The following is an 18,722-nucleotide window of genomic DNA, read 5'->3' as shown; positions in this document are numbered from 1 at the left end:
CGGCAGTCGGACGGATTATGCAGCGGCGCGGGATCACTTGGATCGTGCCGCCTGCCTTTCAATCGTTTTTTGCATGCCCATCCAGCGGGCAGTCAATACTCCCAGCGTGACTGCGATGAGTGTCCAGCTGCTCAAGAAGATGGCAAGCCCTATCCAGATGCTGCTCATGATCCGATGTCCTCGTCGTAGAGCCGTTGATGCGATTTCGTGCGTGGTAGCCGGTCACTTCGCAGGCATTTACTTTATGCGGTGCGTTCGCCCTGCGACATCCAATTAGTTGCAAATATGGCGTGGCTGCCTGCCCTGATTGCGACGACAGCCGCCCCTATCGCGAGAGACGGGGGGCCAGCCGCGGTCTACGCTTGCCTCCCGTCCGCTCCCGTGATGCCCGTGCGGCTGATACCACACGCATCGGCACCCTCCCGTTCCCGATCCCGGCCCATGACCCCTGAAACCACTGCCCCGCCCGTCATCCCCACCGAACCGCTCACCCCCGCCCCCCACCAGGGCTTTGCAATCCGCATCGTCGGTGCCGCAGCGTTCGCGCACCTGCTCAACGACATGATCCAGGCGGTGCTGCCGGCGGTGTATCCGATGTTCAAGAGCGAGTTTTCGCTCACCTTCGGCCAGATCGGCATCATCGGCCTGGTGTACCAGGTCACCGCCTCGCTGTTGCAGCCGTGGGTGGGCATGTACACCGACAAACGGCCGCTGCCGTATCTGCTGCCGTCGGGCATGATCGCCACCTTCGTCGGCATCGCCCTGATGGCGATGGCCACGAGTTACGAAATGCTGCTCATCGCCGCGGCCATCGTCGGGATCGGTTCGGCCACCTTCCATCCGGAAGCCTCGCGCGTGGCGCGGATGGCCTCGGGCGGTCGCTTCGGTACCGCACAATCCACGTTCCAGGTCGGTGGCAATACCGGCTCGGCGATCGGGCCGCTGCTCGCCGCCGTCATCGTGATTCCGCATGGGCAGCGTGCCATCGCCTGGTTCATGCTGGCGGCCGCGTTGGCCATCACCGTGCTGTTCCGCCTCACCGGTTGGACCGTGCAGCATGGCCAGGCCAAGATGAAGAGCCTGGCCAAGAGCCATGGCGTCGGGCTGAGCCGTGGCAAGGTGATCCAGGCCATCGCGGTGATCGCGGTGATCGCGGTGCTGATGTTCGCCAAGTTCGTGTATATCGCCTCGTTCACCAATTACTTCACCTTCTACCTGATCGAGCGCTTCGGCCTGAGCGTGCAGCAGAGCCAGATGTACCTCTTCATCTTCCTGGCCTCGGTCGCGCTGGGCACCTTCATCGGTGGCCCGGTCGGGGACCGGATCGGGCGCAAGGCGGTGATCTGGATTTCCTTCCTGGGCGTGGCGCCGTTCGCGCTCGCCCTGCCCTACGCCAACCTGATGGGCACGGCGGTGCTGGCGGTGGTGATCGGGCTGGTGATGTCCTCGGCGTTCGCTGCGCTGGTGGTGTATGCGCAGGAGGCCGTGCCGGGCCGCGTGGGCATGGTGTCGGGCCTGATGTTCGGCCTGATGTTCGGCATCGGCGGTATCGGTGCGGCCGGGCTGGGCAACCTGGCCGACGTGCATGGCATCGTATGGGTCTACCACTTCACCTCGTACCTGCCGCTGCTCGGGCTGGCGACGGCGTTCCTGCCGAAGACGACGATGCACTGAGGCGTTTGCCTCAGTGGAAGAACTGGCTCGGCAACTGGCCGAAGCGCTTCTTGAACATCGCGGTGAAGGCGCTCGGACTGGCATAGCCCAGCGCGAGCGCCACGTCGATCACCTTTTCGCCGTGCGCCAACTGTTCCAATGCACGCAGCAGGCGCGCCTGTTGCCGCCATTGCCCGAAGGTCATGCCCAGCTCGCGTGCGCACAGCCGCTGGATGGTCTTGACATCCACGCCGAGGCGGCCGGCCCAGTCCTGCAGGGTGGACGGATCGTCCGGCGTGGATTCCAGCTGCCGGCCAATCGCCTGCAGGCGTGGATCGGCAGGCTGCGGCAGGTGCAACGGCAGTACCGGCAGCATCTGCAGCTCATCCAGGATCAACTGCATCAGCCGCCCGTCGCGCGACTGCGCTCGGTATGGCGTCGGTACGTCCATCGCTGCGTGGATCAAGGCGGCCAGCAGTGGTGTCACCGAGACCGTCGATGCGCTGGCCGGCGGCTGGGCGATCGCCCCCGGCAGGATGTACAGGCTGCGCATGCCGACCGCGCCGATGCAGCTGACCTTGTGGCCCGTACCGGCCGGGATCCAGATCGCGCGCGTGCTCGGGACGACCCAGCGCCCTGTCCCGGCCTGGACCACCAGCACGCCGGTTTCGGCATACACCAGCTGATGACGGTCCGGATGGTGATGCAGCGCGATGATCGTGCCGGCGCGATATTCGCGCGCCCGGCAGAATACGGGCGTCTCCGGGCCTACCGGCAGGCGTTTACCTTCGCCGAGACCCGGGGCGATGTCCCTTTTCCGATATGGCATGGCAATACCCTCGCAAACAACCTGCCGGGGGACTCTAGCGCGTCCGGCGTGTTTTCGATATCGGGCCGGCGCGGTTATCGGGGCTTGAAAGGCGCCACCACCTCGATCCACGTGGGCGCGTGGTCGCTGGGCTTCTCCAATGCGCGCACCCACCTGTCCACGCCGGCATCTTTCAGGCCGGGAGCAAGGACCGGATTGAGCAGCAGATGGTCGATCCTCAATCCACGGTCACGGGCGAAGTGCTCACGGAAGTAGTCCCAGAAGGTGAAGATCTGTGCGTCGCCGTGCACCGCACGCAGGCTGTCGGTCCAGCCTTGGGCGAGCAGTGCCTGGTAGGCCTCGCGCACCTCCGGCTGCAGCAGCGCGTCCTTCCGCCAGGACTTGGGCTCGTAGATGTCCGCATCGGTCGGGACGACGTTGAAATCGCCGATCAGTGCGACGGGATGCGGCAGCGCGACCAGGCTCTTGGCGTGTTTTTGCAGGCGCTGCATCCACTTCAGCTTGTAATCGAACTTCGGGCCGGGCTGCGGATTCCCATTGGGCAGGTACAGCCCGCCCACGATCACCCCGTGCGCGGCCGCCTCCAGATAACGGCTCTGGTCATCGTTCGGGTCGCCGGGCAAGCCGCGCCGGCTCTCGATCGGGTCCTGGCCGCGCGCCAGCAGCGCGACGCCATTCCATGAGCGCTGGCCGTGCCAGATGCAGCCGTATCCCGCATCGCGGATCGCTGTCTCCGGGAAGGCCTCTTGGGTCGCCTTGAGTTCCTGCAGTGCCACGATGTCCGGCTGTTCGCGCGCCAGCCACGCGAGCAGATGCGGCAGCCGGGTCAGCACGCCGTTGACATTGAAGGTCGCGATTTTCAGGCGCTTTCTGGCAGGCATGGTGCGTGCTGCATGGCGGCGGAGACAGGCCTCGAGGATTGCCCCGCGTCAATCAATCTGCCGCGAATGCCGGGCGAGCGTGGCGTGACGATGGCGGCGTTGATCGTGCATTGACCCTCGTCGCGTCACAGTAGGCGCTCGTTTCGGACTGGCAAAGGGTATCCATTGCGTGGAGGGTCATGAAAACGTGGACGGTTCTGCCGCGGCGTTTTTACCAACGCCACCCAGCCGAGGTGGCGCCCGAGCTGCTGAACAAGCTGGTGGTGCGCGATGACGGTCGCGCTGGGCGCATCGTGGAGGTGGAAGCATACGCAGGTGACCAGGACCCGGCGGCGCATTCGTATCGCGGTATGACCGCGCGCACCGCCACGATGTTCGGTGAAGCCGGTCATCTCTACGTGTATTTCAGCTACGGCATGCACTGGGGCTCGAACGCGGTGTGTGGCGAGATCGGTCAAGGCTGGGGCGTGCTGCTGCGGGCATTGGAGCCGGTGGCCGGACTGACGTTGATCCAGGAAGCGCGGCCGGCGATCAAGCGCGCGCGCGATCTGGCCAGTGGCCCCGGTCGGCTGTCGCAGGCGATGGGCATCACCAAGGCCTTGGACGGCGCGGATCTGGTGCGCAATGACCGCGGCATCCGCATCGTGTCCGATGGGATGGCGCCACCGCAGGACCCGGTGGTCGGGCCCCGGATCGGCATCAGCAAGGCAATCGAATTTCCGTGGCGGTGGCACGTGCCGGCGCATGTGCATGTGTCGGGACGCACGGCGGCTAAGAAGACGGGCGGGACAACACCGTGAGCTTTTCGCCGCCCGCCCCCTCCCCGGCCCGCCGCGTACGACGCTGGCTGGTGCGGCTGTTCATCCTTGTCGTCTGCATCGTAGTGGCAGGGGTGGTGTGGAACAGCCCCATCGCCGAATCACCGCGGGCACTCTGGCGCCTGTCACAGATGCCTGCACCCACCGCGCTGCCCGTCCCCGTGGCGGGCGTGGCCGCACGCCAGGTGGCCAATACGTTCGGCGCACCGCGTGGACGCGACCGCACGCACGCCGGCGTGGACATCTTCGCCAAGCGGGGCACCGAGGTGCGCAGCGCCACCCCGGGAATCGTTGCCGATATCCGCGAGAGCGGTCTGGGCGGGCGTCAGGTCTGGGTGATGGGGCCGGCACGCGAGCGCTATTACTACGCCCATCTGGATGACTGGCGCGAAGGCCTGGCGCGTGGCGACATCATCGAGCAGGGCGACGTGCTGGGCTACGTCGGCGATACCGGCAACGCGAAGGGCACGCCGCCGCATCTGCACTGGGGCATCTACGGTGCCGACGGCGCTTACGATCCGCTGCCCCTGCTGAAGGCGTGGCCCGACGCGCCCTGAGCGCGCGTGCAGGGGCCCTTCACAACAAAGCGCACCGGACTAACACCCACGCGCCTAGCGTCGGACACTCAAACCCACCGGCAGCACCTCCATGGCGATCAAGACCGCAGAAGACCTGTTCATCCACGAGCTCTCGGATATCTACAGTGCAGAGAAGCAGCTGACCAAGGCGCTGCCCCGACTGGCGCGCGCCGCCTCCAGTCCTGACCTGGCCGCCGCGTTCACGACGCACCTGGAAGAGACCCAGGGCCAGATCGAGCGCATCGACCAGGTGGTGGAACTGCTGGGGATCCGGCTCAAGCGCATCAAATGCGCCGCGATGGAAGGCCTGGTCGAGGAAGGCAAAGAGGTGATCGACGGTATCGAGGAGGGCCCGGTCCGCGATGCTGCACTGATTGGTGGCGCGCAGAAGGTCGAGCATTACGAAATCGCCTCCTACGGCACGATTGCCGCACTGGCCAAACAGCTGGGCTACAAGGCAGCCGTGCCACTGCTGCTGGAAACGCTCAAGGAGGAGAAGGACACCGACGAGAAGCTGACGCTGCTGGCCCTGGCCGGCGGCGGCAATGCCAAGGCCGCCGCGGCCTGACCTTCCCGTTTCCCCTCCGGCATTGCATTGTGCGGGGAGCCGTCCTCCCCGCGCAGCGCGTTGCCCTTTCCGCGCTTGATCGCCGCCGTTGATCACAACAGGAGCCTGCATGTCACTGCCCCCACCCGTTCTTTACCACGCCTCGCTCGAGCATGCCGACGAAGATGAGGCGACGCATATCCGTGAGTTGACCGAGGTGTTCGCGCGCATGGCGCTGACGGTGGCTGAGCAGGAAGGCCACGCCCACCGCGCGGTGCACGCCAAGGGCCAAGGGTTGTTGAAGGGCCGGCTGCGCGTACTGGACGGGTTGCCGGCCGAGCTGCGCCACGGCCTGTTTGCGCGGCCCGGCAGCTACGACGCGCGGGTGCGATTGTCCTCGCCGCCGGCCGAGCAGCTTCCCGATTCGGTCTCCACCCCGCGCGCGATGGCGCTCAAGGTGATCGGCGTGGACGGCGCGCGTGCGGAAGGCGCCGAGGAGCAGCACACGCAGGACTTCCTGATGGTCAACGGCCCCGCGTTCAACACGCCCGGTGTGGCCGGCTTCCTGCGCTCGGCCAAGCTGCTTGCCGCGACCACCGAACGGATGCCGCGTACCAAACGGATGATCTCCGCCACGCTGCGGGGTGCGGAGGCGGCGCTGGAGGCGGTCGGTGGCCAGAGCGCCCTGCTCAAAGGCATGGGCGGGGAGCCGCAGCACCATCCGCTGGGGGAGACCTTCTTCAGCCAGGTGCCGTTTCTCTACGGTCCGTACATGGCCAAGTTTTCGTTGGCACCGGTCTCACCTGCCCTGCTCGCACTGACCGGCGACAAAATCGGCTCGGACGAGGATGCGCAGCGCGACGCGGTGGTGGCCTTCTTCACCGACCTGCCCAATCCGGTCGAATGGGAGCTGCGCGTGCAGCTGTGCCGCGATGTGGAGCGCATGCCGATCGAAGATGCGTCGGTTGCCTGGGCCGAGGCGGACAGCCCGTTCCTGCCGGTTGCACGCCTGAGCGTGGCGCAGCAGGAGGCGTGGCAGCCTGACACCTCGCCGGGCGTCGAGGATGCGCTCGCGTTCGCGCCGTGGCACGCGCTGGCCGAGCATCGTCCTCTCGGCGGACTGAATCGTGCACGCCGCGTGGTGATGGCCGCCTCGCGTCAGTTCCGCTCCCGATTCAATGGATGCCCGATCCACGAGCCCGTCGGCTGAAACGCGCCGGCCCCGTTACGGATCGCGGAGCACCTTGCCTGCCGCGTCCCGCATGGCAGCCGTGATGCCCTGAAGCGTGGTCGAGCGGATCGCGGCGTGCTGCCAGTACAGCGGCACGTCGATCCAGCGCGCTGGATCAAGCTCGACCACGGCGTTTCTCTGCAGCGCAGTGGAGGCGAGCGACTCGGGCACCAGGCACCAGCCCAGCCCAAGTGCAGCGGCCTCGACAAAACCCGTCGACGTAGGCAGGTAGTGCACCGGCGGGGACAGCGTGGCGCGCGTAACGGTGCGTAGATACCGCGCCTGCAGCCGGTCCTTGCGGTTGAAGACGATCATCGGGGCAGTGGCCAGGGATGCCGCGCTCACGCCCACACCGAAATACGCCGCTTTGAATGCCGGCGCCGCGATCGCCAGATAGCGCATCGTGCCCAGCGGATGGACATTGCAGCCCTGCAGGGCCTTGGCATCCGCCGTCACCGCGCCCAGTGCCGAGCCGTCTCGCAGCAGATCCAGCGTGTGGTCCTGGTCGTCCACGCGCAGGTCGAAGGTATAGCCATGCGCAGCATGCAACGCGGCCAGCGCGGGAAGAAACCAGGTTTCGAGCGAGTCGTCGTTGACCGCCAGGCAGACGTTGCGATGCTGCACCTCCGCATCCGGCAGGAAATCGGCGAGCACCTCTTCTTCCAGGGTCTGCATCGGACGTACCCGGCGCAGCAGCTGCTCACCGGCAGGTGTGGGGCGGCACGGTGCCTGGCGCACGATCAGGACCTGGCCGAGACGGTCCTCCAGCGCCTTGATCCGCTGGGAGATCGCGGACTGGGTGAGGTTGAGCCGCCGCGCGGCGGCCTCGAAGCTGCCCTCCTCCAGGACGGCCAAGAACGCGGCGAGTTGGGGATGGAGCAGGTTCATGGCGATCTCGGCATCAGGAATGCTTATCGTGCCACAGGAAATGTAGCTGGGCTTATCCGCCTCCTGCGGCCACCCTGCACGCCCCTTCCGTGGATTTCCCCATGCAGCCAGCTGCCGCCCTCGCCGGATTTCTCACAGGCGCCGGTCTCATCATCGCCATCGGCGCCCAGAACGCCTTCGTGCTCCGCCAGGGCCTGAAACAGCAGCGCGTCGCGCTGGTGGTCGCGGTCTGCGCAGCCGGCGACATCGCCCTGATACTGCTGGGGGTGGCCGGCATCGGCGCAGCCGTGGCGCGTTTCCCATTGCTGCTCGAGGTCCTGCGCTTCGGTGGGGCGGCCTTTCTCGCGGTATACGGCCTTATGGCAGCGCGCCGGGCCTGGTCCGGCGGTGGCGGGCTCGATGCAGCTTCTGACATGCAGGCGGGATGGCGGCGCACGCTGCTGGTCTGCCTGGCATTCACCTTCCTCAATCCGCACGTCTACCTGGACACGATGGTGCTGCTCGGCAGCCTCTCGACCCGCTACCCGGGCGACGCCCGCTGGCTGTTCGCGGCAGGCGCGTGCCTGGCCAGCGTGTCGTGGTTCACCCTGCTGGGCGTCGGGGCGCGCTGGCTGCAACCGTGGTTCGCGCATGCCAGGGCGTGGCGCTGGCTGGACGCGGGCATCGCGGTCTTCATGCTGACGCTGAGCGTGCTGTTGCTGCTCCGGCCCCTGCAGTAACGCTTACGCAGGGGTATGCAGCTCCATGGCCCGCATCACGATCGGCTTGGCCCAGTCCGGGGTCTGCAGCAGCTCGATCGCCGAGGCAGGATAGTGCAGCCCGTTGCGATCCAGCTGCAGCACCGGCAGCGGTTCGGCGCCATCGGCATCGGCCGGGGCGCTGTTGTCGTAGACATGCAGCTCGGCCAAGTGCGGCAGCAGGGCCAGCAGGTTTTCGCGCGAGGAATCGTAGCGGGCACGGATCTTGTCGGCGGGGATGTCATGCCCGCCGCGGCTGACCCGGGCCGCGACACGTTCCATGTGCAGCTCCACGCTCTGCAGGCCGCAGAACCAGATCGCCACGTCGTGCTGCTCGCACGCCTCACGCAGCAGACGCGGGATGGTGTTGCCGCCCAGCGTGGTTTCGAACGCGAAGTCGGTGCCCTCGTCGATCGCCTGCCGCAGCCGGCGCGCGCCTTCATTCCAGGCCGCAGCGTTGGCCTCGCCCAACGACCACCCCGTCTCCACCAGGCGGCGGGTGAACGTATCCGGGTTGAACCATGTCAGGCCTTCTTCTTCCAGCCACATGCCCAGCAGCGAACTCTTGCCGGCGCCATTGACACCGGCCAGCACCAGAATCCGTCCCATTGGTCAGAGCGGACTGCCGAGGGCGACCTTGCGGCCGCGTCGGATCGGCTGCCCCAGTACCTTGCCCAGCCCACCATCGCGGCCAAGGCTGGCGAGGGTGGTATCGAACGCGGCGCGCAGGCGTTCCAGCTCGCCCATGCGCTCATCGAGGTCGCCGCCGGCGGCCTTGGCCAGCAGTTCCTGGTAGGTCTTGATGTCCACGATCACCGCTTCGGGATGATTGTGGTTGGTGATCACCAGGGCCTGCTTTTCGCGAACGGTGCGCATCAGGCTGGGCCAACCGCGGGTTTTCACCGACGAGGCCGTGGCCTTCTCAAGGCCGGGCAGATCCAGTGGCAGGGTCATGGCACGCTCCAGGACGGGATGGGCACACTATACCCCTTCTGGCCAAATTGGACATAAATCCCATTTTGGCCAGAAGGAGGGTCCAGAGGCTCGTCAGCGGGACATCGAGTACGCCTGCTCGGCGCCCTGCCCCGGCCAGGCCATGTTCGGCTCGGCCTGGAGCGTGAAGCGCAGCTCGCCGCCGGCCAGGATCTCGTCGTGGCGCAGGAAGGTGCGCTGCAGCGGGTGGCCATTGAGCGTCACCGAGCCGACGTAGTCGTGGCCCTTGCCCAGCCCGTCGGTGACGATGGTGAAGGTCTTGCCGTTAGGCAGGTGCAGCGCCGCCTTGGGCAGGAACGGGCGGCCGATGATGTACTCGCCACTGCCCGGGGCCACCGGATAGAAGCCCAGCGCGGTGAACACGTACCACGCCGACATCTGGCCCAGGTCGTCATTGCCGGCCAGGCCATCGGGACGGTCGGCGTACTGGGTGTCCATGATCTGCTTCAGGCGCGCCTGGGTGCGCCACGGCTGCCCGGCATGGGCATACAGATAGGCCACGTGGTGGCTGGGCTCGTTGCCGTGCGCGTACCAGCCGATCAGGCCGGTGATGTCTTCCATATGCTCGAAGATCGAGGGGTCGACCTTGGCCTCGAACACCTGGTCCAGACGGGCCAGCAGCGCGTCGCTGCCCCCGTGCGCGGCGGCCAGGCCGGCCACGTCGTGCGGCACATACCAGGAGTACTGCCAGGCGTTGCCTTCGGTGTAATCCGTGCCGTAGCCGCTGGCGCTCGGGTCGAACGGCGTGCGGAAGCTGCCATCGCGCTTGCGCGCCCGCATGAAGCCGGTGTCCTTGTCATAGGCATTGCGCCAGTTCGTGGCGCGCTTCTCGAACTCCCCGGCAACCTTCGTGTTGCCCATGGCCTTGGCCATGCGCGCGATGGTCCAGTCGTCGAACGCATATTCCAGTGTCTTGCTGGCGGCCTCGCCTTCTTCATCGATCGGCACCCAGCCCAGCTCGCGGTACTGCGCGATGCCATCGTACGGGCCGTAATTGGCGGTAGCCACCATCGCCGCCAACGCCTTGTTCTCATCGAACCCGCGGATGCCCTTGAGGTAGGCATCGGCGATCACCGGCACGGCGTGGTAGCCGATCATGCACCAGGTCTCCTGGCCGTGGAACGCCCATACCGGCAGCATCCCGTAGGCGCTGTTGTGCTGGTGCGCGAGCAGCGAATTGATGAAATCGCTGTTGCGCTTCTCCGGCTGCACCAGGGTCAGCAGTGGATGCAGGGCGCGGTAGGTGTCCCACAGCGAGAACGTCGAGTAGTTGGTATAGCCCTCGGCGCGGTGCACGGCATTGTCCGAGCCGCGGTACTGGCCATCGCTGTCCATGAACACGGTCGGCCCGAGCAGGCTGTGGTACAGCGCGGTGTAGGCGCTGCGGCGGTCGTGCTCGGGGCCGTCGATATCCAGTACCGACAGTGCCTGCGTCCACTGCGCTTTCGCCTCGGCGCGGACACGGTCGAAATCGAAGCCGGGCACTTCGCTTTCCAGGTTGGCGATCGCACCGGCCTCGCTGACCGAGGAAATCGCCACCGTCACCACCAGCGGCGTGTCCAGCGTGCCGAAATCAAACGTGCCGACCAGCTGGCGCCCTTCAATCTGCGCACGCTGCGCGGGGCTCTGGTGCCCCGGCGGCGGGAAGCCCTTGTAGGCGATGTCGGTCTCGGTGTTGTGGAATGCGTGACCGGTCAGCGGCCGCGAGAAGCGCATCGCGAAATACAGCTGCCGGCCCGGTGCCCAGCCGCGGGTCTCGCGGAAGCCGGTGATGGTGCCGTCCTCGCGGGCGCGCAGGCGTGACCACATGATCTTGCCCGGGTAGTCGTAGAGGCTGGTGCGCAGGTCCAGCAGCACGCGTGCGGGCTGGTTGGCCGGATAGGTATAGCGATGCACGCCGACGCGGGTGCTGGTGGTCAGCTCGGCGCGCACCTTCGGATCATCCAGGGTGACGGCGTAGTAGCCTGGTTCGGCGCGCTCGTCGTCGTGGCGGAAGCGCGAGGTATAGCCGCTGCCGGGTTTGTCCGGATCGCCCCGCTCCAGGCTGGCATCGGTGCGCACCGGCATCAGCAGCACATCGCCCAGATCGGAATGGCCGCTGCCGGAGAAGTGCGTGTGCGAGAAGCCGACGATGCTGGTGTCGTCATGCCTGTAGCCGGCGGCCCAGCCATAGGCCTTCTCGCGCGGCTGGATACGGGTGTCCGGACTGAGCTGCACCATGCCGAACGGAACGGTCGCGCCGGGATAGGTGTGCCCCTCCCCGGCCGTGCCGATGAACGGATCGACCGCCGCATAGGCGCGTTCGCCGACCTTGGCCGGTGCCGCTGTGGCAGTGCTGGCCACCAACATCGCCCCTACCGCGAGCCCCAACCACCGCACCGTCCCCGTTTTTGTCATGGCGTTGAATTTAGATCGATTCAGGTGAGGTCGATCCTAGCACTGGCCGATCGGGCTGACATGTTGCGGTGCGGGTGTTGCCGGCGCCGGGCCGATCGCCCGGCGCCATTGGTGCGCCGTTGATGATGGACGCGGACCGGCGTTACGCCGGACGCGCGTCCTCCGGCACGGCGGCCACCGGCAGCGTCGGCTGGGTCGCATCCACCGTGACCGGCTCGTCGCTGTGCATCAGCGCACGGGCTTCGGCCTCGCTGGCCACCGCCGGCGGCGAACCACGCAGCGGCATCCCGGCCGTCTCACGCACGAACAGCATGGTGATCACGCCGATCACCGCCGCGCCCATCAGGTAGTACGCCGGCACCAGCGGATCGCCGGTGCGCTCCACCAGCCAGGCGGTCACCAACGGCGTGGTGCCACCGAACAGCGAAACCGATACATTGAACGCGATCGACAGCGCGCTGTAGCGCACCGGCGTATAGAACAGCGCCGGCAGCGTGGACGGCATCGAGCTGGTGAAGCACACCAGCGCCACGCCGAGCAGCATCAGCCCGAGGAAGATCAGCCAGTCATTGCCACTGCCGACCAGCTTCAGGCACGGGATCGCCAGCAGGAACAGCGCGATGCAGGCACCGATGATCATCGGGCGGCGGCCCAGGCGATCGCTGAACAGCCCGCCCAGCACATTGAGCGGCATCATTACCAGCATCACGATGATGATCAGCAGCAGGCCTTTGCTCTCGGCATAGCCCATCGTGACGCTGAGATAGCTGGGCATGTAGGTGAGCAGCATGTAATCGGTGACGTTGAACACCAGCACCAGGCCGACACAGATCAGCAGCTGGGCCCAATGCACACGGAACAGCGCGCCCAGGCCGGGGCGTTCGTGATCGCGCTTCTCGGCCTCTTCGGCATACGCGCGGAACGCCGGCGTCTCTTCGAGCTTCATGCGCATGTACAGGCCAAGCAGACCCAGCGGACCGGCGACGAGGAACGGGATGCGCCAGCCCCAGTCCAGCATCTGCGTGCTGCTCAGGGCCATGTGCAGCGCGGTGACCGTGCCGGCACCGGCGATGTAGCCGCCCAGCGTACCGAACTCCAGCCAGCTACCCATGAGGCCACGATTGCGGTCGGTCGAATACTCGGCGATGAACGTTGCCGCGCCGCCATACTCACCGCCGGTGGAGAACCCCTGCACGATGCGGGCAAGCAGCAGCAGCGCCGGCGCCCAGATCCCGATGCGGTCGTACGAGGGAATCAGGCCGATGCTGAAGGTGCCGGCGGCCATCAGGATCATGGTGGCCGCGAGCACCTTCTGCCGCCCGTACTTGTCGCCCAGCGGCCCGAACACCAGCCCGCCCAGCGGGCGCACCAGGAAGGCGACGGTAAAGGTGGCGAAGGTGGCGATCAGCTGTGCGGTCGGGCTGCTGTCGGGGAAGAACACCTGGCCAAGGGTCACGGCGAGGTAGCCGTAGACGCCGAAATCGAACCACTCCATCGCGTTGCCCAGCGCGGCGGCGCCAACGGCCTTCTTCAACATGGGACGATCAACGACGGTGACTTCGTCGACATGCATCTGGCGGCGGCGTTTGAACCAGCCGAAATGAGCGTGTGCGGCAGGCAGGTCCTGCATCTGCTTTCTCCTGGAAGCAGGCCATCACGGCGCCCGAGGTCCCGCGCACGGCACAGGAAATACCGCCTCTGATGACACAGCGCGATGCGCGAAGAGGGGTTGCAACAGACGATCCCGGACGGCCGCGTGGACTCAGCGACGCTGCGGGATGGATGACCAGGAAGCGGGCAATAGCCCGGGGGTGATCAAGCGAGCCATGTTACTACATTTGGCCAGCGCGAGCCCCGTACTGCCCTGTCTGGCAGCGTGGAACAGCGTGTTTCAAGCTGTTTGGGTGCGCTTTTCACGCGATGCATACACGCCTGCGCAACGCGGGAAATGGATTGTACTGACTGTGATCGCACGGCGGTTGAGAGTGGGCCGTGTGTTACTGCCCGCTCTCAAGCGCATCGATCAGTGGCGTCAGATCCTCGCGTTCATGCGGTCGCACCGCCCGCGCGATTTCGTGGCCGTCGCGCAGCAGGATCACGGTCGGCCACAGCTTCACGGCAAAGGAGCGGCCCAGTGGCCGCCCCTTCCCGTCCTCGACCTTCAGGTGTGTCGCGTCGTAGCCACCCAGAAACTTCTGCAGCAGGGGCTGGGCGGCACTGCAATGGCCGCACCAACCGGTACCGAATTCCAGCAGCACCCATCCGCTGCCCGCATCGATGTCGGCACGGGTGATGTCCGATGGGCTGTACTCACGAACGAAGGTCATGGGCGATTCTCAGGACAGCGCGCGCTGGATATCCTCCAGCGGCGCGTTGGTGAAGTCCTTGGCCAGATCCTTGAGCAGACGCTCCTGGGTTTCCTTGTGCAGCAGCGGGCGGATACGGCCCAGGGTCTGCGGGTCGGCGATCAGGATCAGGTGCGCGTAGCGGTTCTTCAACGCGTCTTCGTTCAACTGCGCCGCCACCTGCTTGGCAAACGTCGCCTCGTTGAGCTGGGAAATCGACATTTCCTGGGGCACCGAGCCGGACGGCCCCTGCCCGGATGCGCCGGTATCGCTCACGGCCTGCAGCTGCAGTTCCCCCTCCTGCTTGAGTTGCAGCTTGTGCGCGGTGCCAACGTTGGTGAACACGCGGGCCGAGCCGCCATCGGCTACAACGACCAGGGTACCTTCGGGAATCTGCTGACTCATCATCTACTCCTTATGGGGAAAACCGAGCGCGGGTGCACTCGGGTTCCACCGTAGGCAACGGCATGTAAGCACCGTGCATACGGATGTATGCACAGCGTATGCAGGCCCTGTGCGCCCTACTCCCCCGGGGATGCCGGCAGCGGCATCTGCAGGTGCCTGGCGAAGAAGCGCGCCATCACCCGGTAGGCCTGCTGGCTTTCCGGCAAGCGCGCGTCCAGGTGGAAGGCGTGGCCCAGGCCGTCCCAGACGTGCAGGTCCGACGCGCGGCCGAGGTCCACCAGTCGGGAATGGGTGTAGGCGACGTTGCTCATTTCGGCCGCGCGGGTGGCGGTGATGAACAGCGTGGGCGGAAACCGGGCCAGTACCGCATCTGAAAACACCGGCGACACCAGTGGATCCCGGAAATCGACCTTGCCGTAGTACAGATCTTCCATGATCGGCAGCGTGCCATCGGCATGCGGCAGCAGGGCGTCGGTCACCGCCGCGGCCACATAGCGCGAGTCGCCGCCGTAACGGGCATCGCCGCCGGCGCAGAACAACCCGGCCGCGGCCGGCATCGGCAGCTTCTCCTTGTCGAACCACGCCAGCGATTCACCGGTCAGCACGCCGCCGGCCGAGCAGCCGAACAGGCCGATGTGCTGCGCGGGCATTTTCTCCAACGCGGCGCGATATACCGCCGCGACATCCTCGCTGGCGGCCGGAAAGTGGTGCTCGGGCCCCTGCCGATATTCCACCGCCACCACCGTGGCACCGGTCATTGCCGCCACCGGGATCGCCTCGAGCAGGCCGAGACTGTCGGCACGCCCGAAGACGAAGGCGCCGCCATGCAGCTCGATCAGCAGCCGCCGCTGCGCCGGGTCGGCGGGTGCACTGTGCGGCTCGACCCGCACCACCGGCACGCCGTTCCAGCGTTCATGGTGCAGCTCAACCGGATAGCGCTCGCGCAGCGCCTGGATTTCTCCGTAGGCCCACGCGTCCGCGCCCTTGCGGATCGCTGCCAATTCCTTGAGCACGGTGGCGTTGTCCATCTTTGCGACGGGATCACCGTTGACCACCGCGCTGCGCATCGCCGCCTGTGCTTCAGGGCTCAGATAGGGCGAGAGCGGTAAGGCAAAACCGGGGACGTTCCGCACGCCCTCCGCGGCTGAAGGTGCGGGCGTGGCCGCCATGACGGTCCCGCTGGCGGCCAACCACAGCGCCATCGGCGCGATCTTCCCGGTCCAACCCATCTTCCGCACTCCCCTGTGAGATCGGGTCACAGAGTAATCGTTGCCTCACCGCAGACGCTACGCAGCCGGGCCGGGATCCTTGCGCCCAGGGCAACTGTCTTTCGCCGCTGGACGGGTGTTTGCGGACCAACGCCGCGCGCAGACTGCCTGGCCTGCAACCTCGGACCCCACCGCATGCGCATTGATCTCCCCGGCCGCGTCGGCTTCGGCACCGCCCCTCTGGGCAACATGTACCGCGCCATCCCCGAACAGGAGGCACTGGACACCGTGCACGCCGCCTGGGACCACGGCATCCGCTACTTCGACGCCGCCCCCATGTACGGCGCCGGCCTGGCCGAACTGCGCCTAGGCGAAGCGCTGCAACACTATCCGCGCGATGCCTATGTGCTCAGCACCAAGGTCGGGCGTCGCCTGCTGGATGAAACCGAAGACACCGCCCAGCGTGATCTGGGTGAGAAAGGAGGCCTGTTCGAGCACGGACTGCCCAACAGAATCGTCTACGACTACAGCGCCGACGGCACGCTGCGCGCGATCGAAGAGAGCCTGAAGCGCCTGAAGACCGACCGCCTCGACATCGTCTGGATCCATGACCCGGCCAAGGATTTCCATGGCGATGACTGGCGCGCCGTGTTCCACCAGGCCATGTCCGGTGCCGCGACCGCGCTGACCCGGCTGCGCGAGGAAGGTGTCATCAACGGTTGGGGCCTGGGCGTCAACCGCGTCGAGCCCTGCGTGATGGCGCTGCAGCAGGCCGACCCGGATGGCTTCGTGCTCGCCGGGCGCTACACCCTGCTGGATCACCACGAAGCGCTGGCCAATCTGATGCCGGCGGCCGAAGCGCGTGGTGCCAGCGTCGTGGTCGGTGGTCCCTACAACTCCGGCATTCTCGCCGGCGGCGCGCACTATGAGTACCAGAAAGCCGGCGCCGAGGTGCTGCATCGCGTGGGGCGCCTGCAGCAGGTGTGCGCGCAGTTCGGCGTGGATATCCGTGCCGCAGCGCTGCAGTTCTCGCTCGCCCATCCGGCGGTCGCGGCGGTGATCCCGGGCGCCAGCCAGCCCAGCCGTATCGCGGAGAATCTGGCGTTGGCCGAGGTCGCGATTCCGCCGGCATTCTGGAGCGCGCTGCGCGAGCAGGGCTTGGTCTCCCCGCACGCGCCGTTGCCGTGACTACAACTTCTGGCACCCGCATTCGGTCCTGCAGCCTGCCACCCTGCGCGACACACCGTGTGCGCAGGAGCCGTAATGAACAGGATGTTGGTCGTGGGTGTGGTAGTGGCAATGCTGTCGTTGCCTGCAAAGAGCGCGCCGCCTGAAACAGCAACACAGGTGATCGTGCTGGGCGTGGACCATGCCGCGCAGCTCGTGGCGCGTGAGGATCGGCCCGCGGTGCTGGCGGCGTTCCTCGATCGCGCTGCGCCCGATGCCATCTGCATAGAGCGATCGCCGGAGGCATTTGCACGTAACGATTTCTATGAGTTCACCTACGAAGTGCAGGACGTGGTGGTGCCGTTCGCCCGGGAGCGCAACATTGACGTGTGCCCCTTCGACTGGCATCCCTCGACGGAAGACGCCCAACTGGGCTTCGGCATGGATCTGGAGGCGATTCCTGAAATCCGGCCGATCCGGGGCTTCCAACAGTTCCTGACCTTCCCCGAGCCGGCGCAATTGCACCGAACGCTTTTCCATGCCGACGATCCCCACAATGTGACGCGCTCCACGCAATGGAGCCTCACCCCAGCGGCACGTACCGCACAGGACCTGCCACGTCGCCTGTTCCTGTATCGCACCTTCCTGCAGGCCAAGCGCATCGCGGCCGCCGCGCGGGCGCATCCAGGCGGCACCGTGGTCGTGGTGGTCGGTGAGTTCCACAAGCGCGACATCGATGCTGTGCTGGCCGATGAGCCCGGCATCGTGGTGGTGCAACCGTCGAGCCTGGGTGCCCCGAACGATGCGGATGTCCACCAACGGGAACTGCCGGCGTACCGCTTCGCGGTCGCCAGCTTCAACCTGCTCGGCAGACAGGCAGAAACAGGCAACCGCGACGACGCATTCCTGCGCGAAACGGTGGACGCCCTGTCCGGGAGTGGTGCTGCCGCTGAGGTGCAGTTGCTGGCGACACGACTGGACCTGCTGCAGGGCCGCATCAGTCGCGCCGAGGCGATCGGGCGTTACAGACAGATTGCGGCCATCGCCGGCGAGGCACGATTCACCTGGACCGGGGTGAAGGATATCCGCCGTCTGGATTCCTGGTTCGACCCCTTCGGTAACCTCAGCGTGCGCCAACGCGCCCACCTGGAGCTGGCGCGTGAATCGATTCGGGCCGGCCGCCGCGCTGAAGCAGACCGGCTCAGGACGGCGCTGGGCGGTGAACTCACCGCCCGCCAGCGCAGGCAACTGGACGGTTACTGGCCCCTGCTGGCGAAGTGAGGGCCGGCCGAGCCTGAACCCCGGCGCCGGGCGGCTACCGGTCATTACGGTGTAAAATTCATCGTTTTAACCGGAACAATGGCCAAAACCGCGCAACGGACGCCTGTCCCGGGCCCGGCCTTCATCCGGCTGCTGGCCCGCCTCGCTGAGAGCAACCTGTCCTCGACGGGCCCTGCCCTGTCAGACCGGCTCAGCGAGTGGGTGGACTGGACGCGGGCGGTGACGTTGTCCAAGGCGCTCGATGGCCGGCTGCCGGCCGCGGTCGAGGGGCCGGACTTCGATGCCGACGAGGACGCCGAGTGCCAACGCCTTCGCGCGGCGCTGGAGGCGAGTATTGTTCAGGAACCTGAGACCACCAAGCCGCCTCGCCGGGTGGTTGACGCCGACGGTGCCGCCGCCCCTGTCGAATACACCGTGTACGGCGAGCGTTATCTCACCCTCCAGCGCGCCATGCTCAGCGCCACCAGCCGTCTGCGCGGGCGCCTGCGCGACATGTTGACCCGCCGCTCGCCCGAGATGGCGCGGCTGGCCGAGGTGGACGCGCTGATGGAGCAGACCCTGAGCGCTCGGGAGTACAGCCTGCTGGCCAAGGTGCCGGTGCTGCTGAGGGTCCATTTCGAGCGCCTGCGCGATGCCGGCACCGACGATGCCTGGCTCGAGGTGTTCCGCCGCGACATGCAGAGCCTGCTGTTGGCCGAGCTGGATATCCGTTTTCAACCGATCGAAGGCCTGCTTGCAGCGCTTCGCACCCACTAACCGGGACG

At 66.7% G+C, this 18,722-nt stretch carries 19 protein-coding genes and 1 pseudogene; 9 read left to right on the top strand and 11 right to left on the bottom strand.

Translation table 11 applies throughout. The features are described 5' to 3' along the window. Positions 1–33: 33 nt before the first annotated feature. Positions 34–168, bottom strand: a complete 135-nt coding sequence (locus ABE483_RS01690) for a hypothetical protein (RefSeq protein ID WP_313209886.1) — start codon at positions 166–168, stop codon at positions 34–36. 273 nt (positions 169–441) lie between these two features. Here ABE483_RS01690 and ABE483_RS01685 point away from each other — a divergent pair, with 273 nt between their 5' ends. After that, entirely contained in the window at positions 442–1,674 is a 1,233-nt protein-coding gene (locus ABE483_RS01685; RefSeq protein ID WP_346480951.1) for an MFS transporter, read from the top strand. A gap of 10 nt (positions 1,675–1,684) precedes the next feature. Here the strand turns inward: ABE483_RS01685 and ABE483_RS01680 are convergent, their stop codons facing one another. After that, the gene (locus tag ABE483_RS01680; protein ID WP_346480950.1) at positions 1,685–2,482 is read right to left on the bottom strand and encodes a helix-turn-helix transcriptional regulator; all 798 of its coding nucleotides are present in this window, start codon (positions 2,480–2,482) and stop codon (positions 1,685–1,687) included. 104 nt (positions 2,483–2,586) lie between these two features. Beyond that, positions 2,587–3,363, bottom strand: a pseudogene (gene xth / locus ABE483_RS01675) (exodeoxyribonuclease III); the annotation flags it as partial. Positions 3,364–3,542: 179 nt separating this feature from the next. Between xth and ABE483_RS01670 the strand changes: the two are divergent. From ABE483_RS01670 to ABE483_RS01655, 4 genes are all read left to right on the top strand, one after another. Continuing rightward, complete coding sequence (locus ABE483_RS01670; RefSeq protein WP_346480949.1) at positions 3,543–4,163, top strand: DNA-3-methyladenine glycosylase; 621 nt, start codon at positions 3,543–3,545, stop codon at positions 4,161–4,163. Continuing rightward, complete coding sequence (locus ABE483_RS01665; protein ID WP_346462434.1) at positions 4,160–4,738, top strand: M23 family metallopeptidase; 579 nt, start codon at positions 4,160–4,162, stop codon at positions 4,736–4,738. The genes ABE483_RS01670 and ABE483_RS01665 overlap by 4 nt, the downstream gene beginning before the upstream one ends. A 91-nt stretch (positions 4,739–4,829) precedes the next feature. Then, the gene (locus ABE483_RS01660) at positions 4,830–5,327 is read left to right on the top strand and encodes a ferritin-like domain-containing protein (protein WP_346480948.1); all 498 of its coding nucleotides are present in this window, start codon (positions 4,830–4,832) and stop codon (positions 5,325–5,327) included. Positions 5,328–5,436: 109 nt separating this feature from the next. Beyond that, positions 5,437–6,516 (top strand): catalase family protein, encoded by a 1,080-nt coding sequence (locus ABE483_RS01655; protein WP_313209901.1) that lies wholly within the window; start codon positions 5,437–5,439, stop codon positions 6,514–6,516. Positions 6,517–6,531: 15 nt separating this feature from the next. Here ABE483_RS01655 and ABE483_RS01650 read toward each other — a convergent pair whose 3' ends face one another. Next, positions 6,532–7,425 carry an ArgP/LysG family DNA-binding transcriptional regulator gene (locus tag ABE483_RS01650; protein WP_346480947.1) on the bottom strand — a complete coding sequence of 298 codons (894 nt, stop codon included), beginning with the start codon at positions 7,423–7,425 and terminating at the stop codon, positions 6,532–6,534. A 101-nt stretch (positions 7,426–7,526) separates the two neighbouring features. Between ABE483_RS01650 and ABE483_RS01645 the strand changes: the two genes are divergently transcribed. Continuing rightward, a complete protein-coding gene (locus ABE483_RS01645) occupies positions 7,527–8,144 on the top strand; it encodes a LysE/ArgO family amino acid transporter (protein ID WP_346480946.1) in 618 nt (205 codons plus the stop codon). Positions 8,145–8,147: 3 nt separating this feature from the next. On the opposite strand, the gene ABE483_RS01640 is transcribed toward ABE483_RS01645, so the two are convergent. From ABE483_RS01640 to ABE483_RS01610, 7 genes are all read right to left on the bottom strand, one after another. Beyond that, a complete protein-coding gene (locus ABE483_RS01640; protein WP_179458840.1) occupies positions 8,148–8,771 on the bottom strand; it encodes an AAA family ATPase in 624 nt (207 codons plus the stop codon). Between the two features lie 3 nt (positions 8,772–8,774). Beyond that, complete coding sequence (locus tag ABE483_RS01635; protein ID WP_261996700.1) at positions 8,775–9,116, bottom strand: type II toxin-antitoxin system prevent-host-death family antitoxin; 342 nt, start codon at positions 9,114–9,116, stop codon at positions 8,775–8,777. 93 nt (positions 9,117–9,209) lie between these two features. Further along, positions 9,210–11,504, bottom strand: a complete 2,295-nt coding sequence (locus ABE483_RS01630) for a GH92 family glycosyl hydrolase (RefSeq protein WP_346480945.1) — start codon at positions 11,502–11,504, stop codon at positions 9,210–9,212. 190 nt (positions 11,505–11,694) lie between these two features. Further along, positions 11,695–13,182: a glycine betaine/L-proline transporter ProP gene (gene proP / locus ABE483_RS01625; RefSeq protein WP_313212147.1), complete on the bottom strand. Its 1,488-nt coding sequence runs from the start codon at positions 13,180–13,182 to the stop codon at positions 11,695–11,697. A 367-nt stretch (positions 13,183–13,549) separates the two neighbouring features. Then, positions 13,550–13,879, bottom strand: a complete 330-nt coding sequence (locus ABE483_RS01620) for a thioredoxin family protein (RefSeq protein ID WP_346480944.1) — start codon at positions 13,877–13,879, stop codon at positions 13,550–13,552. Positions 13,880–13,888: 9 nt separating this feature from the next. Then, entirely contained in the window at positions 13,889–14,302 is a 414-nt protein-coding gene (locus ABE483_RS01615; protein WP_313212149.1) for a host attachment family protein, read from the bottom strand. A 116-nt stretch (positions 14,303–14,418) separates the two neighbouring features. Next, on the bottom strand, positions 14,419–15,471 hold the full coding sequence (locus ABE483_RS01610; protein ID WP_346481054.1) for an alpha/beta hydrolase fold domain-containing protein: 1,053 nt from the start codon (positions 15,469–15,471) through the stop codon (positions 14,419–14,421). A gap of 234 nt (positions 15,472–15,705) precedes the next feature. Between ABE483_RS01610 and ABE483_RS01605 the strand changes: the two genes are divergently transcribed. The 3 genes from ABE483_RS01605 to ABE483_RS01595 all read left to right on the top strand — a co-directional run bounded on the left by ABE483_RS01605 (position 15,706) and on the right by ABE483_RS01595 (position 18,714). Next, positions 15,706–16,698 (top strand): aldo/keto reductase, encoded by a 993-nt coding sequence (locus tag ABE483_RS01605; RefSeq protein WP_346466404.1) that lies wholly within the window; start codon positions 15,706–15,708, stop codon positions 16,696–16,698. 75 nt (positions 16,699–16,773) lie between these two features. Continuing rightward, a complete protein-coding gene (locus ABE483_RS01600) occupies positions 16,774–17,958 on the top strand; it encodes a hypothetical protein (protein ID WP_346480943.1) in 1,185 nt (394 codons plus the stop codon). Between the two features lie 78 nt (positions 17,959–18,036). Beyond that, positions 18,037–18,714, top strand: a complete 678-nt coding sequence (locus ABE483_RS01595; protein ID WP_346480942.1) for a DUF3348 domain-containing protein — start codon at positions 18,037–18,039, stop codon at positions 18,712–18,714. Positions 18,715–18,722: the final 8 nt, after the last annotated feature.

It is taken from the genome of Stenotrophomonas sp. TWI602, assembly GCF_039674045.1.
GTDB lineage: Bacteria > Pseudomonadota > Gammaproteobacteria > Xanthomonadales > Xanthomonadaceae > Stenotrophomonas.
Note: the sequence above shows the minus strand (reverse complement) of the source record. Positions and strands in the feature narration are given on the sequence as shown.

Coding starts and splice junctions, on each gene's coding strand:
- ABE483_RS01690 (WP_313209886.1), bottom strand. CDS start 168: ATGAGCAGCATCTGGATAGGGCTTGCCATCTTCTTGAGCAGCTGGACA.
- ABE483_RS01685 (WP_346480951.1), top strand. CDS start 442: ATGACCCCTGAAACCACTGCCCCGCCCGTCATCCCCACCGAACCGCTC.
- ABE483_RS01680 (WP_346480950.1), bottom strand. CDS start 2,482: ATGCCATATCGGAAAAGGGACATCGCCCCGGGTCTCGGCGAAGGTAAA.
- ABE483_RS01670 (WP_346480949.1), top strand. CDS start 3,543: ATGAAAACGTGGACGGTTCTGCCGCGGCGTTTTTACCAACGCCACCCA.
- ABE483_RS01660 (WP_346480948.1), top strand. CDS start 4,830: ATGGCGATCAAGACCGCAGAAGACCTGTTCATCCACGAGCTCTCGGAT.
- ABE483_RS01655 (WP_313209901.1), top strand. CDS start 5,437: ATGTCACTGCCCCCACCCGTTCTTTACCACGCCTCGCTCGAGCATGCC.
- ABE483_RS01650 (WP_346480947.1), bottom strand. CDS start 7,425: ATGAACCTGCTCCATCCCCAACTCGCCGCGTTCTTGGCCGTCCTGGAG.
- ABE483_RS01645 (WP_346480946.1), top strand. CDS start 7,527: ATGCAGCCAGCTGCCGCCCTCGCCGGATTTCTCACAGGCGCCGGTCTC.
- ABE483_RS01640 (WP_179458840.1), bottom strand. CDS start 8,771: ATGGGACGGATTCTGGTGCTGGCCGGTGTCAATGGCGCCGGCAAGAGT.
- ABE483_RS01635 (WP_261996700.1), bottom strand. CDS start 9,116: ATGACCCTGCCACTGGATCTGCCCGGCCTTGAGAAGGCCACGGCCTCG.
- ABE483_RS01630 (WP_346480945.1), bottom strand. CDS start 11,504: ATGTTGGTGGCCAGCACTGCCACAGCGGCACCGGCCAAGGTCGGCGAA.
- proP (WP_313212147.1), bottom strand. CDS start 13,182: ATGCAGGACCTGCCTGCCGCACACGCTCATTTCGGCTGGTTCAAACGC.
- ABE483_RS01620 (WP_346480944.1), bottom strand. CDS start 13,879: ATGACCTTCGTTCGTGAGTACAGCCCATCGGACATCACCCGTGCCGAC.
- ABE483_RS01615 (WP_313212149.1), bottom strand. CDS start 14,302: ATGAGTCAGCAGATTCCCGAAGGTACCCTGGTCGTTGTAGCCGATGGC.
- ABE483_RS01610 (WP_346481054.1), bottom strand. CDS start 15,471: ATGGCGGCCACGCCCGCACCTTCAGCCGCGGAGGGCGTGCGGAACGTC.
- ABE483_RS01605 (WP_346466404.1), top strand. CDS start 15,706: ATGCGCATTGATCTCCCCGGCCGCGTCGGCTTCGGCACCGCCCCTCTG.
- ABE483_RS01600 (WP_346480943.1), top strand. CDS start 16,774: ATGAACAGGATGTTGGTCGTGGGTGTGGTAGTGGCAATGCTGTCGTTG.
- ABE483_RS01595 (WP_346480942.1), top strand. CDS start 18,037: ATGGCCAAAACCGCGCAACGGACGCCTGTCCCGGGCCCGGCCTTCATC.